This window comes from Microbulbifer variabilis (genome assembly GCF_056232115.1).
This window is the reverse complement of sequence record NZ_CP174325.1, coordinates 2646239-2659976: the sequence shown is the minus strand read 5'-3', so window position 1 is coordinate 2659976 and position 13738 is coordinate 2646239. Positions and strand designations below refer to the sequence as shown.

Sequence of the window (13738 nt, the reverse complement as noted above, 5' to 3'; positions counted from 1 at the left end):
AAGACATGTCAGACAATTACAACAGAGTTGTGCAAGCACGCAACGGGTTATGGGCAAAAATAAATATTCGGGGTTGGAGCCTGGGCTGGAAGTAATAATCAATCCTGGGCAAAAGATGGGTCTTCTCAATTATATTTCCCGATTTTTAAGCCTAAGGTCTCGAACGTTTTTTTTTTCAAGGCCTGCATGGATGCACTTTAGTTCTATGAAAGTGCACCTAATGAGACTGAAAAATTTAAATTTTCAATGAATAGGCAATTATTCCTATAGCTGACTGTTTAGCCACAGGAAAGTAGTCAATTCAGTCTCATATCAAGCGTATCTGCATAGACATAATCGCTCCATCCATGTCTCATCAGAATCGGGAGATACAGTTAATGATTTCCAAAAAGCATCTATTACCTATTTCAATGGCACTATCAGCCCTATTGTTTACCCCGGTACCCATATTGGCTGACTTTGGTTCCAAACACGATAAAAACCGAGTTCCCAAGAATGCCAGAAAAGGACCCAGACCATCCCGGCAACAGCCCTTTGATTTCAGTGAAATCTTTAATACTGTGCAAATCCTCGAGGCCGGTGCTGTAGAGAGGCACCTTGGTGGCCACCTGGAGCAATCGGAGTTGGAAGCCATGGATCCCATAGAGGCCTATGTGCACGCCTTTGAGGAGGGGGATGAACTGTTCGAAATGAATTACAACGCCCTAGACGGAGTTGGAGTCAACGTCGGCAATGGTAAACGCTTTACCAGTTTTCCAAGGCCGGATCTAAAAGGCCCCATGGCCTGGGCCAATATCCTACCGCACAGGACCACCGGTCCAAATGGTGACTCCTGTATTAGTTGCCACAATGTACCCGTGGCCGATGGCGGTGGCGGTGTGAATGACAATGTGATCCGTATGGACCCGGAACGTAAACAAAAAGGCTTTATCGAGCGTCAATCGCCACACCTCTTTGGCATGGGGGCGGTACAGCTAGTTGCTGAAGAAATGACCACGGAACTGCATACACTACGCGACGACGCCATCTCCGAAAGTTGTAACTCAGGAGAAAGTCATATAGTGGAAATGATAACCAAGGGGGTTAACTTTGGTGAAATCAGTGTCTCCTGTGGAAATGTAAATTACGATAATCTCGATGGCATTGATACAGACCTGGTTGTTCGTCCTTTTGAGTGGAAAGGGCTCACGGGTTATGTCCGCGCCTTTGTACGTGGAGCTGCTCACCAGGAACTTGGCATGCAAGCTACAGAGCTGGTGGGGGATGCCGATAGCGATTTTGACTCAGTAACCAACGAACTCAGTGTTGGGGATATCACTGCACTGGCCATTTATAATGCCGCCCAACCTCGTCCCGTTACCAAGCTTGAACTCAATAGTGTAATCAGCACATTGAGTGAAGAGGAACAGGAGATTTACGGTCTACCACTTAGCGAAGCTGATATTGCCGGCATTCAAAACGGTGAAGTGATTTTTAATTCTATTGACTGTGCTTCCTGCCACAGCCCTGAAATGGAAGTGGCATCACCAATATTTTACGAGCCTTCCAAGCATGCCAGCTTCCGTGACGAGACATACCCAGCAGGAGACATTGCCGGCCTGCCGACAACTTCACTACAGTTCAACCTACTGACTGATATTCTCGATAACCCTCAGGAACTCGCCTCAGGACAAACCCTGGGACAATTTGAAGAATCTGAAAATGGTGGGGCTATTGTACGTCTATATGGCGACCTTAAACGGCACGATATGGGTAGGGCCATGGCGGAGGAGTTCGACGAGGGCAATGTAGGCGCATCAGTGTTCCTAACGGAAAACTTGTGGGGCGTAGGTTCTACAGCCCCCTACTTACACGACGGACGCGCAACAACGATGACCGAAGCCATTCTCTATCACGGTGGTGAAGCTCAATCCAGTAAAGAACAGTTTGATGCATTGAGTGATACAGAAAAAGCCGACCTTCTGAGCTTTCTCAATAACCTGGTTCTCTACCTAGCCCCAGAATAACTTGCCTGAACAACACAATGAAGCGGGGCGGCCAAATGGCTCGCTCCGCCTCTCTTCATTTAATATCATCATTGGGTAATGACCTACACATTAAGATGACGGCATTTGTGCCATTCTGCCAGGGATTCCTCGGGGTAAGCGTCGAAGCTTTGATCACTCTCGTGAATATCTGGCTCTATCCAAGGCCTGGCATACTGCAACATCATGTGGGTCCGCTCAGGAGGGATAGGCAACTCGGTATCTATAGCTGAGGCAAAGGGATGTACCAGCTCTGGCCAACGTGGATCCCAGAGCCAAAGTGCACTGCCACACCTGGAACAAAAATGGCGTTGAGCTGGACTTTCAAAAACCTCACTCCGCTCAGGACACTCTACTCTAGCCTGATAAACCGATAAAAATTCCTTGCCATCAACCTTCATGGAATTGAAATCTCCTCCCAAGTTTATTGCGTAGCCCCCTCCCCCAGCAGTCTTGCGACATATTGAGCAGTAACAGCGATTGAAAGGATAGGGTTGCTCGGAGTTCAAGGTGAACCGCACCGACTGACAATGACAAGAACCTTTAAGTTTCACGATATCACTCCCTGAAAATTCATCCCTGATCAAGTCTAATTTACAGATATGCTTTTACCGACAGAAAAGCAACTCGCGGTTATCCCTTCCTGTAATTGTATTTGGGCTAGACTGAGAAACTCCCACCGAATAAGCAACAGGGTGCCAAAACCATGGATAAGCCCATCAGACACGATAAATGGCAGGCTCAGGAATATGTAAAAGCGTCCTCCATGCAGTGGCGCCATGCAATGGAAGCCATACAACGTTGCAACTATCAAAAGGCCAGTGCCATTCTCGATGTCGGCTGTGGCGATGGCAGAATCACCCATTATCTAGCCGAACGCCTTGAGAATGGTAAAATTATCGGTGTGGATCTCACTGAAGATATGATTCACCACGCCCGTAAAGTCCACACTGGCATACCCAATCTTTCCTTCGAGCAGATGAGTGCCGACGAAATTCAGTTCAATGAGCAGTTCGACATTATTTTTTCCTTCAGCTGCCTACATTGGGTGGCAGACCAGAAGAAGGTCTGGGATGGCTTCTATAAGCACTTAAAGGAAGGTGGCAAGATTGTGGTCGGTTTTCAGGTTGGTCATGAGAATTTCTGGGATACAGTATACGAATTCCAACACGATAATGACTGGCAACCATATTTTGAGAGTTTTCTCGATCCCTACAACCACTATACGCTCAACGAAATGCGTAATTATATCGAAGGGTCAGGATTTTACCTACCCAGGATTGATGAAATTCATCATGTGGAAAACTTTGGGACCCGAGACACGCTCACAGCGTTTTTCTTATCTTGGGTACCCCAGTTTAGACATTTGCAGCCCCCGCAAAGAGAAAAGTTTTCTCATCAAGTCATGAGTAAATATTTTAAAAAGATAGAGCCCAAGACTCGCAAAAATGCAGGAATAAGAATCAAAAGATTTATTATTGAAGCAGAAAAATAATATAAAAACAGATTTACATACAGTACTCCGGACCAAAAACAAGGTATATCGTTCATTCATCACCTGGCGCCCCAAGAAACCTCGCCACCATCTAGCTTGCGACCAACACCAGATATAATCCCTCCTCACTGATTATTGATCATATACCCAGTGCAATGCTATCCAAAACTACTATATTGAGCACCGACCACCTCCAGTGTATGCGAAGTGAAAATAATTCCAACCAACAACTATAAAAATCAAAATAGCAGTAGAGGCCTTTACGCACCTAAATCCAAAGCAACTTAATTAACCCCTCAAAGGCAATCAAGTCAATGAAACCAAACCGACCTAAAAACTATTATACTAAGGACATTAAAAATTTCTTAGAGAGGCATTAAAATCGAGGCATTTCATCAAGATTAACATTCAAACAGGAAGCAATGAGGTTTCTCTTGCAAAAATTATAACCGGTGAGTTTGCTAACCAAACCCTCTTTACCCAGCAGACGCAAAGTACTTTCTTCCAGGGACAGACCCTTTTTTTGTAAATTTTGTGCATCACCAGTTAAGTTTAGCAGGAATTCATATTTCTCATTAAGCTGCTTCCACCCATTCTCTACCACTCCTCGATGCGGACAGAGAATTACGTCGAACTCCTGATCAAGTACCCCTTTAATACTTTTCAGTAAAGTGGGGATATGCTCATCTATCCGCAAAAATTTGAGGTAATTGGCAATATAAAGATCCGCACTGAATAGCCAACCGCGATTCGGTATTAAATAGCAAGTCATATCCTTAGCATGCCCTGGACTAAACAGAGGTACAACTCTTTCTTTACCAATAAAGATATTCCCGGGCAGCGGCGCCACTTCTGCTTTGCCCGCAGTACCCCAGAAGAGTTTCTGCATGGGCGGTATGCGAAACCCCTTCCTGAGAATACTAATGGTTTGCTCAGGAGCCAAAGCCTGGACACCGGTCAGGCGGTGGATAAGTCCAGCATTACCGCTATGATCTTCATGGTGATGGGTGAGCAAAAGCTGGTTGATGGGACCACTTTGGATAAAAGGTTTGACATAGCGCCACTGATTACTGGGCCCTGTGTCAATCACTGTGCCATTCAGCCGATATACAACAAAAGTGGTGTTGACTCCCATATTAAAGCGGCCAACTCGCAACGCATCAAGATCCTGGTAGCGAAAGGATTCACGTACAGACATGGGGTACCCTCTAAATCAATGAGCGCTATTCTTATGTGGTTATAGTAAAGAGGAAATTGCAATTTCCCTGAAAATACGTGACATATTACTACTTCAAAGGTAACCAGAGAAATCCAACGACATGCTTTTGGATACACTTGAAAAAAGCATGCCCGAACAGTCACATCATGAGTTGACTTATTACATATGATTTTTTGAGCATTTTTTTCGTGTAAAGTAATTTTTAAGAACACCCCCTTTCTATAAGGGACAAAAAATAAATGATTTAAGTAAATCACACGCAGGCCTCACCCAAACAATCAAGCCATTAGCATATAGGTAAATATTTACCTAAAAGAAAAAACTCCCAGGCAGAACCTTATAAATATTTATATTTTCCACTACGGTTATAATTTCACTATTGCCACAATCGCCTAGAAAGCTATTTACTCAAACCGCGAAGAACTCTTTTAAGCGCCTTTAAAAATTGTGCACCTAATTTTAGAAAACGATTGCAAACATTCAGGCCCTATTTTCAAGTTAACCTAAAAATCACCCTCAAATTATCTCCAAGTAAAATTGATTCCGCAAAGTATTACTCGTGTATTGGACTTATATTAGACTCCAACGCTGGCAGCTACATTGAAATAGCTGAAAGTGGATATCCTGTTTTTACCAGACATATAGGGACACCCTAAGATAGAAAATTTAAGGCATCTTACAGAGCAACTAAGGAGACCACTTCTATTCCCTTCCCGGTATAGCGCCAGCAAAGATTAAAACCACACAGCTTCATCCCATAGACACGCTTAGGATCTGTCCGCTGATAAGCAGGCCTGGGATCTTGGGCCAGTACTTGCTCAATTAACCGTGGTAAATCTGTTCCCCAGTCATCGCAGAACTCCCTTGCCTGGTGCAGAATCTCCTCGGGGATAAACACAGGGGTCAATTCAGGAGCGGCACCGGCAAAAGCACTCTCTGCGGATGGTAATGCATCGGCATAGGGCACATAGGGCTTGATATCCAATACCGGGGTGCCATCTACCAGGTCAGCCCCAGCAACAACCAATTCAACTTTTGGTGAGGTTCGCACTTCTACCAAACGGACTACAGAAAGGCCAATATTGTTTGGCCTAAATGGTGAGCGGGTAGCGAGTACGCCGAGCTTTTTATTACCACCCAATCGCGGGGGACGTACTTTGGCAGACCACTGCCCAGCTGCCTGGTGAAACAGAAATACCACCCATATATGGCTATTCTCCTCCAGACCCGCTACCGCATCCGCTACATTCAATGGTGATAATAGTTCAATACTTGCACGACTGGCGTCGGCAAGCATTGGCTGCCGGGGCACACCAAATTTCTCACCAAAGCAGGAATGCACACGCCCTATAGGCTCAACAACCATGGAAATTCCAAGTAACCATTAATGAGCCGGACATTTTAAACCAGTTGCTGTTTTTTTATTTATCAATGCCGCCAATGCACAAGTACTTTACCTCCAGGTAGTCCTCAATACCGTATTTGGACCCCTCTCGTCCCTGGCCAGATTCCTTCACTCCACCAAACGGTGCCATCTCATTGGAAATTATGCCCTCGTTAACGCCCACCATGCCGTATTCAAGGGCTTCAGATACGCGACAAACACGGCCAATATCCCTGGAGTAAAAGTAGGAGGCCAAGCCGAATTCAGTATCGTTGGCCATCCTCACAACCTCTTCCTCGGTGGAGAACTTATACAAGGCCGCGACAGGCCCAAAAATCTCCTCTTTAAATAGATGCATCTGATCCGTGGCATTACCAAGTACCATAGGGGAATAGAAGTGATCTCCTATAGAACTGGGCCCTCCGGCAACCAGGGTCTGCGCACCTTTCTGCAGGGCATCCTCCACCAGAGACTCTACTTTTTTAACGGCCTTGGTAGTAATCATGGGCCCAACATCGGTTTTGTCATCTACGCCGTTGCCCAGGGTTAGCTTATTGACCGCTTCAATAAACTTGTGTGAAAACGCTTCATAAACCCCCTCCTGCACAAAAATCCGGTTGGCACAGACGCAGGTCTGGCCCGCATTACGGTATTTACAGATGATGGCACCTTTTACCGCCTCATCCAGATCCGCATCGTCAAAAACAATAAAGGGCGCGTTACCGCCTAACTCCATGGAGGTTTTCTTCATGGTCTGGGCACATTGGGCCTGTAACAGCTTGCCTACAGCGGTTGAACCGGTAAAAGTGAACTTGCGCACCAGGGGATTCGAAGTCATCTCGGCACCGATAGCCGGTGCATTCTGTCCAGCGACAATATTAAAGATACCGGCGGGAATACCTGCCTCCTCAGCCAACACAGCCAGGGACAGTGCGGAGAGCGGGGTCTCTTGAGCAGGCTTGGCAATAAAGGGGCAACCAGCGGCCAAAGCAGGGGCCATCTTGCGGGCAATCATGGCACTAGGGAAATTCCAGGGAGTGATGGAACAGGTAACACCCACCGGCTGCTTGATTACTGCTATACGGCGGTCGCTGGCAGGCGGTGCTATCACATCACCATAAACACGCTTAGCCTCTTCGGAAAACCATTCGATATAGTTGGCACCGTAGACAATTTCAGTGCATGACTCGGAAAGGGGCTTCCCCTGTTCGGCAGTCAGTATTTTGGCTAAATCTTCGGTATTGGCAATAACCAAGTCATACCAGCGACGCAGTATCCTGGCACGCTCTTTGACCGGTGTTCCCATCCAGGCCGGCCACGCGGCAGCGGCAGCCTCAATGGCACGACGTGTTTCGTTTCCCCCAAGGTCGGCAATGCTGGCAACAACTTTGCCAGTAGCCGGATCTATGACATCAAAAGTTGCACCGGAATCGGCATCGATCCACTGGCCATTGATGTAAGACTGGGTGCGCAGCAGCGCAGGGTTGTTCAGCTCCAGCATCGCCATCTCCTTATGGTGTCTTGCCCGATTCCCATTGCAATGGGAATCAACTGCTTAGGATATTAACCCGTAATTATCCCCTCAAACTGCAACACTATGAGGGGATTTGCGACACTTGGATTGACTGGCGCTAGAAGCCTTACTTTTTCTTTTTCACAAACTTCATCAGACGGCGCTTCTTAGCCTTCTGCCGGTCCGTCAGCTTGTTTTTCTTATCGGCATAGGGGTTGGCGCTGGTACGAAACTCAATCTTCACCGGAGTCCCTTGCAGGTCCAGGGCTTTGCGAAAGGTCTTCTCCAAATAGCGCACATAGTGGGCCGGTACCTGCTCTGTCTGGTTGCCATGGATCACAATCACCGGCGGATTCTGTCCACCTGCGTGCGCGTAACGCAGTTTGATACGGTGGCCATGCACCAATGGTGGTTGGTGCTCACTTACTGCCCATTGGAGAATACGAGTCAAATGGTTGGTAGAGAGTTTGTCTGTAGCACTCTGATAGGCCGATTCGATAGAATCGTACAAATGACCGACACCTGTGCCATGCAATGCAGAAATAAAATGCACATCGGCGAAATCAACAAAGCGCAAGCGGCGCTCCAGCTCTGCTTTCACGTATTCACGATGATCCGCTTCCAAGCCGTCCCACTTGTTCAGAGCCACAACCAAGGCACGCCCAGCCTGGATCACACTACCCATAAGGTGCATATCCTGATCCACCAGGCCCTCACGGGCATCAATCACCAGAACCACCACATTGGCATCTTCCACCGCTTGCAAGGTTTTTACGATAGAGAACTTCTCTACCGATTCCTTAATGTTCTTGCGCCGGCGGATTCCCGCAGTATCGATCAAGGTGTAAGGTTTCTCGTCACGCTCATAATTGATATAGACACTATCGCGGGTGGTTCCCGGCTGGTCATAAACAACTACACGATCCTCGCCTAATAGTCGATTGACCAAGGTCGATTTGCCCACATTGGGTCGGCCGACGATAGCAATCTTGATCCCGGTGGCCTCATCAACCTCTTCGGGTTCTATCACCTCAGGTAGATCTTCCACCACTCTTTGCATCAATGAGCGAACGCCACGCCCCTGTGTTGCAGTAGTTGGGAACAGCTCACCGATACCCAGCTCATAGAACGGAGCCAAGGCAATATCCGGGTTGACCCCATCAACCTTGTTGGCCACAAGAAAAGTGGGCTTGGAGCGAGTACGCAGTCGCTCGGCGATCATTTGGTCTGCAGGGGTGAGCCCGGCACGACTGTCCACCAGGAACAGGACAATATCCGACTCTTCTATAGCCTGCATAGATTGCTGCGCCATGGCAGCATCAATACCTTCCTCCCCGCCGCTAATACCACCGGTATCAACCAGGAGTACTTTGCGCCCGTCGATCTCCGCCTCACCATATTTGCGGTCACGGGTAAGACCTGCATAGTTGGCCACCAAGGCGTCACGGCTCCTGGTAAGACGATTAAACAGGGTGGATTTGCCCACATTGGGGCGCCCGACCAGGGCGATTACTGGCAGCATACAAATTCTGGCTTTTAGCCTAATAAATAAATACAAACGCCCGCTCGAGGCGGGCGATTTCAATTCACCTGCTAAGCAGGCTCCTTTTGCGGGCCTGAGGCCCAGTGGTAGACAGTTGTCCACCATCAATATTGAGGTTTTTTAGCCCTGAGCTAGGCGCAGGGCAACCAGCTCACCGTCATCCGAAAGGACAAACAATAGATCGCCATCCACCAGCATGGGGATACGAATCGCATCGCCATCTACCTGCTCACGGCCAATAAACTGTCCAGTGTTTGGATCGAGAACATGTAGGTAACCTTCCAAGTCACCGATAACAATGACACCCTGGAAATAAGCCGGGCCGCTAAGCTCTCGGCGCAACAACTCATTGTTCGTCCAGACAATCTGGCCATTGCCCACATTGTAGGCGTACACACTACCAGAGACACTGCTAAGGTAGACATGGCCACCACCAACCGCTACCGCATGATGTGTGGAGGCGTCGCGGGCCCACAAGCCCCGGCCGCCATCTTTGGACAGGGCAACAACCCTGCCCTGATAACTCGCCGCAAATACCAGATCACCCCGCACAACCGGAGAGCCATCGATATCCACAACTCGCTCCAACTCGGCGGAGCCCTGGGGTATAGCAACTCGCTGTTCCCAGCGGGGAGTGCCATCCCGGGCATCCAGGGCGATCAGTTTACCGTTGTCCAGACCAGCGAGCACCAAGCCACCGCTGATGACGGGAGCCGCAGTGCCGCGCAGAGTTAATACTGGCAGGGTGGTATTATGACTCCAGAGCTCTTCACCGGTACCTGCATCCAGGCCAACCAGCTTGCCGTCGACAGTTTGCAGAACCACAACCCCGGAACCGACCGCAGGGGCAGAAACCACTTCTCCAGAGACCTGGTAATTCCACAACTTTGCACCATTGTTCAGGTCGAGCACTATGGCCCGACCACGGTAGTCCACTACAACCGCAATACCAAGACCGACACCAACGCCACCACTTAACTCGATATCCAGGTCAGTTTCCCACAGAGGCTGGCCGGTACTGCGTTCAAATGCGGTAACTTCACCATCACTACTGGCCGCAACCAATTTGCCATCAGCCAGACCCGGCTGCAGCATGGCATAGCGCTTTTTATCGATATCACCAATACTCGCTGACCAGACCTCACGCAGCTCAACACTGGTATTGATATCCACCAGCTCAACCGGCTCGACATCTTCCTTTTCATCGTTGGAGGCACAGGCAGCCAGGGCGATTGCCAGGGCTACTGCAGCTGTACGCCCCGCAGCGCGATTGAGAAATCCCATTACTCATCTCCCTCTGGTGCTGGCTCACTTTGATTCTGTTCCTGCACAGCTTCGTCACTCACTACTGCTAAGCTATCAGCCTTGAGGCGAAGCAGTTGGGTGCTACCAGCCTGCTCCGGTAGCAACTCAGAAATTGCCTTCTCATACGCTGCACGCGCACCGGCATTATCCCCTTTTTGCTTCAGGATATCTCCACGAGTTTCAGAGTAGAGAGCAGCAAACGCTGGCGGCACAGAGCCTTCTATCAGCTTCAGAGCCTCATCGGGTTGACCACGCGCAGCGATTACTGAGGCAAGTCGGCGCTTGGCCAACAGCTTCAGGGCAGTCTCTTCGGTATTATCGATCACCCACTGCAACTGTTGCTGAGCTGCTTCCAGATCATTGTTATCTGCAGCGATGGCAGCCAAGCGCAGTGACGCCTGGCTGGCATAAATACGACTGCCAAACTCGTTCTTGAGCTGCTCCGCCAGTGTTTTTGCGGTCGTCAGCTGTTTATTGTCCGGCTGATTGTTATTGGCGGATACCGCCTCAACAAAATTTTGATACAGGTCAGAAGCTGCTTCAGCCTTGCCGCGCTGGTCACCCTGCCACCATTGATAGCCGAAGTAGCCGGCGAGAGCCAGGACCACGCCGGTAACAATGCCCCTGCCGTTCTCCGCCCACCAGCGCTTCAGCGTTTCTATTTGTTCTTGTTCGGTAAGATGCTCAGACATTGGGTAAATCGCCTTTCCTATGGTTTTCTAACTTTCCCGACGGGGGCCTCCGCCCCCCGGAGTATTTTGATCAGCCCTGTAACAGTGCGGCCAGCTCATTCAGCTGGAGGGTCTGTTGTTGCTGCTCAGAACGGAGGTATTTCACTGTTATCTGACCATTTGCGGCCTCATCCTCGCCAATAATCAGTGCATAATCGGCACCGCTTTTATCGGCTTTCTTCATTTGGCTCTTAAAGCTTCCGCCACCGCAGTGCGCCTGCAGGCGCAACCAGGGCAGCTCGTCCCGTAGCTGCTCTGCAGCAGCTAAGGCGGCTGATTGTACATCACCCACCGCCACCAGGTAGGCATCCACCTGTTGCGCCAGGCTATCCGGCAGAACTTCGAGGGTTTCCAGCATCAGCACCAAGCGCTCAGCCCCAAGACCGAAACCAACCGCTGGAGTGGCTTTCCCCCCCATCTGCTCTACTAGACCATCATAGCGACCACCGGCACAGACTGTGCCCTGGGCACCGAGGCTATCAGTCACCCATTCAAATACGGTTTTACCGTAATAGTCGAGACCGCGTACCAGTTTAGAGTTGATTTCATACTTCACACCTGCGGCATCCAGTAGCTCGCGCAGCTGGGTGAAGTGGGCGGTAGATTCCTCATCAAGGAAGTCCAGTAGACAGGGGGCGTCGGCGAGCAGTTCCTGAGTTTGCGTATTTTTACTATCGAGAATACGCAGCGGGTTGCGCTCGAGGCGGCGCTGGCTATCTTCATCCAGTTGCTCGCGATGCTCGCTGAGATAGGCCACCAATGCATCGCGATAGGCCGCACGACTGTCTGAATTACCGAGGGAATTGAGTTGCAGGGTCACATGCTCACTGATACCCAGCTGGCGCCACAGGCGCGCAGTCATAATAAGCATTTCCGCATCGATATCCGGGCCTTCGATACCGAACACTTCCACACCAAATTGATGAAACTGGCGCAGGCGGCCCTTCTGTGGGCGCTCATAGCGGAACATGGGACCAAAGTACCACAAACGCTGGGGTTGGATCAGTAGGTTATTCTGAATCGCTGCGCGCACAGTACCGGCGGTACCTTCAGGGCGCAAAGTAACGCTGTCACCGCTCTTGTCTTCAAAGGTGTACATCTCCTTTTCGACAATATCGGTGGCTTCACCCACCGCGCGGCTGAATAACTGGGTCGCCTCCAGCGTGGGCGTACGAATCTCGTTATAGCCATAGCGGGTAAAAAGTTCACTGAGAGTGGCTTCCACATACTGCCAAACCGGGGACTGTTCCGGCAGCAGGTCGTTCATGCCTCGAATTGCGCGAAGTTGTTTCAACGCTGTTCCTTAATATTTAACTCAACTATTCGGATGGTGCTTGCAGGCTGGAGCCCGCTACGCCTTGGCGATGATATCCGCTTCGCGCTCAGCCTTGGCTGCAGCCTTGTCACGAATCAGGCGTTCCAGGTCATCCACCAGGTTCTCATTCTTAAATTTGCGATCCGGCTGACCGTCTACATAAATAGCATGGCTGGGAGTGCCGCCGGTAAGGCCGATATCCGCCTCCTTCGCCTCTCCAGGACCATTGACGATACAACCGATCACAGCCACATCCAGCGGTGTAGTGATATCTTCCAGGCGTGTCTCCAGTTCGTTCATGGTTTTCACCACGTCGAAATTCTGGCGCGAACAACTGGGACAAGCAATGAAGTTAATACCCTTGCTGCGCAAGCGCAGGCTTTTGAGCAGGTCCCAGCCCACTTTGACCTCTTCAACAGGGTCCGCCGCCAGGGACACACGCAGCGTATCGCCGATACCATCGAGTAACAGGGCACCGAGGCCAATCGCAGATTTCACCGTGCCCGCACGCAGACCACCGGCTTCAGTGATCCCCAGGTGCAAGGGCTGCTCAATTTGCTCGGCCAGTTTGCGATAGGCAGCTGTTGCCATAAAGATATCCGAGGCTTTTACACTCACCTTGAAGTCCTGGAAGTCCAGACCATCAAGGATATCCACATGGCGTAGGGCGGACTCCACCAGTGCATCAGGCGTTGGCTCACCGTATTTTTTCTGCAGATCTTTTTCCAGGGAGCCCGCATTTACTCCGATACGAATCGGTATATTCAGATCGCGGGCTTTATCAACCACGGCGCGGATACGCTTCTCTCGGCCGATATTGCCGGGATTAATGCGCAGGCAGTCCACCCCCAAGTCGGCCACGCGCAGGGCGATGCGGTAATCAAAATGAATGTCCGCAACCAGCGGTACATCGGCCTGCTTTTTAATTTCCCCAAAGGCCTCAGCGGCCTCCATACTAGGCACGGATACCCGCACAATATCGGCACCGGCCTTCTGCAAACGTTGGATCTGCCCCACTGTAGCGGCTACATCACAGGTTTCAGTATTGGTCATGCTTTGCACCGATATCGGGGCATCACCTCCGACCGGTACGTCTCCTACCATGATCTGGCGCGACTTGCGGCGAACAATGGGAGATTCAAATTGCATAGGGCTGACCTGGCAGTATTGCTGCTAAAAAATCGAGGGGAGATTATAGAGAGATTGGGC

The 13738-nt window shown here is 50.0% G+C and carries 11 protein-coding genes; 2 read left to right on the top strand and 9 right to left on the bottom strand.

Annotated features, from left to right (window positions below):
- Positions 1 to 377: 377 nt before the first annotated feature.
- On the top strand, positions 378 to 2006 hold the full coding sequence (locus ACJJI7_RS11750; RefSeq protein ID WP_444902098.1) for a di-heme oxidoredictase family protein: 1629 nt from the start codon (positions 378 to 380) through the stop codon (positions 2004 to 2006).
- Between the two features lie 83 nt (positions 2007 to 2089).
- On the opposite strand, the gene ACJJI7_RS11745 is transcribed toward ACJJI7_RS11750, so the two are convergent.
- A complete protein-coding gene (locus ACJJI7_RS11745; protein WP_282953618.1) occupies positions 2090 to 2545 on the bottom strand; it encodes a GFA family protein in 456 nt (151 codons plus the stop codon).
- Positions 2546 to 2730: 185 nt separating this feature from the next.
- Between ACJJI7_RS11745 and ACJJI7_RS11740 the strand changes: the two genes are divergently transcribed.
- Positions 2731 to 3519: a class I SAM-dependent methyltransferase gene (locus tag ACJJI7_RS11740; protein ID WP_282951455.1), complete on the top strand. Its 789-nt coding sequence runs from the start codon at positions 2731 to 2733 to the stop codon at positions 3517 to 3519.
- A 376-nt stretch (positions 3520 to 3895) separates the two neighbouring features.
- On the opposite strand, the gene ACJJI7_RS11735 is transcribed toward ACJJI7_RS11740, so the two are convergent.
- The 8 genes from ACJJI7_RS11735 to ispG all read right to left on the bottom strand — a co-directional run bounded on the left by ACJJI7_RS11735 (position 3896) and on the right by ispG (position 13678).
- Positions 3896 to 4717 (bottom strand): MBL fold metallo-hydrolase, encoded by an 822-nt coding sequence (locus tag ACJJI7_RS11735; protein ID WP_282951456.1) that lies wholly within the window; start codon positions 4715 to 4717, stop codon positions 3896 to 3898.
- Between the two features lie 697 nt (positions 4718 to 5414).
- Positions 5415 to 6104, bottom strand: coding sequence for a tRNA (N6-threonylcarbamoyladenosine(37)-N6)-methyltransferase TrmO (gene tsaA, locus ACJJI7_RS11730; RefSeq protein ID WP_020412180.1), 690 nt, complete (start codon positions 6102 to 6104; stop codon positions 5415 to 5417).
- Positions 6105 to 6159: 55 nt separating this feature from the next.
- The gene (locus ACJJI7_RS11725; protein ID WP_282951457.1) at positions 6160 to 7623 is read right to left on the bottom strand and encodes an NAD-dependent succinate-semialdehyde dehydrogenase; all 1464 of its coding nucleotides are present in this window, start codon (positions 7621 to 7623) and stop codon (positions 6160 to 6162) included.
- A 139-nt stretch (positions 7624 to 7762) separates the two neighbouring features.
- Positions 7763 to 9157, bottom strand: a complete 1395-nt coding sequence (der, locus tag ACJJI7_RS11720) for a ribosome biogenesis GTPase Der (protein WP_353376880.1) — start codon at positions 9155 to 9157, stop codon at positions 7763 to 7765.
- Positions 9158 to 9298: 141 nt separating this feature from the next.
- The gene (gene bamB, locus ACJJI7_RS11715; RefSeq protein ID WP_282951459.1) at positions 9299 to 10462 is read right to left on the bottom strand and encodes an outer membrane protein assembly factor BamB; all 1164 of its coding nucleotides are present in this window, start codon (positions 10460 to 10462) and stop codon (positions 9299 to 9301) included.
- The gene (locus ACJJI7_RS11710) at positions 10462 to 11175 is read right to left on the bottom strand and encodes a YfgM family protein (RefSeq protein WP_444902099.1); all 714 of its coding nucleotides are present in this window, start codon (positions 11173 to 11175) and stop codon (positions 10462 to 10464) included. The genes bamB and ACJJI7_RS11710 overlap by 1 nt, the downstream gene beginning before the upstream one ends.
- A gap of 70 nt (positions 11176 to 11245) precedes the next feature.
- Positions 11246 to 12508, bottom strand: coding sequence for a histidine--tRNA ligase (gene hisS / locus ACJJI7_RS11705; RefSeq protein ID WP_444902100.1), 1263 nt, complete (start codon positions 12506 to 12508; stop codon positions 11246 to 11248).
- A 57-nt stretch (positions 12509 to 12565) separates the two neighbouring features.
- Positions 12566 to 13678 (bottom strand): flavodoxin-dependent (E)-4-hydroxy-3-methylbut-2-enyl-diphosphate synthase, encoded by a 1113-nt coding sequence (gene ispG, locus ACJJI7_RS11700; protein WP_020412174.1) that lies wholly within the window; start codon positions 13676 to 13678, stop codon positions 12566 to 12568.
- Positions 13679 to 13738: the final 60 nt, after the last annotated feature.

Bases quoted from the DNA above. Each gene is read 5' to 3' on its own strand.
- ACJJI7_RS11750 (WP_444902098.1), top strand. From the start codon at position 378: ATGATTTCCAAAAAGCATCTATTACCTATTTCAATGGCACTATCAGCC.
- ACJJI7_RS11740 (WP_282951455.1), top strand. From the start codon at position 2,731: ATGGATAAGCCCATCAGACACGATAAATGGCAGGCTCAGGAATATGTA.
- ACJJI7_RS11735 (WP_282951456.1), bottom strand. From the start codon at position 4,717: ATGTCTGTACGTGAATCCTTTCGCTACCAGGATCTTGATGCGTTGCGA.
- tsaA (WP_020412180.1), bottom strand. From the start codon at position 6,104: ATGGTTGTTGAGCCTATAGGGCGTGTGCATTCCTGCTTTGGTGAGAAA.
- ACJJI7_RS11725 (WP_282951457.1), bottom strand. From the start codon at position 7,623: ATGCTGGAGCTGAACAACCCTGCGCTGCTGCGCACCCAGTCTTACATC.
- der (WP_353376880.1), bottom strand. From the start codon at position 9,157: ATGCTGCCAGTAATCGCCCTGGTCGGGCGCCCCAATGTGGGCAAATCC.
- bamB (WP_282951459.1), bottom strand. From the start codon at position 10,462: ATGGGATTTCTCAATCGCGCTGCGGGGCGTACAGCTGCAGTAGCCCTG.
- ACJJI7_RS11710 (WP_444902099.1), bottom strand. From the start codon at position 11,175: ATGTCTGAGCATCTTACCGAACAAGAACAAATAGAAACGCTGAAGCGC.
- ispG (WP_020412174.1), bottom strand. From the start codon at position 13,678: ATGCAATTTGAATCTCCCATTGTTCGCCGCAAGTCGCGCCAGATCATG.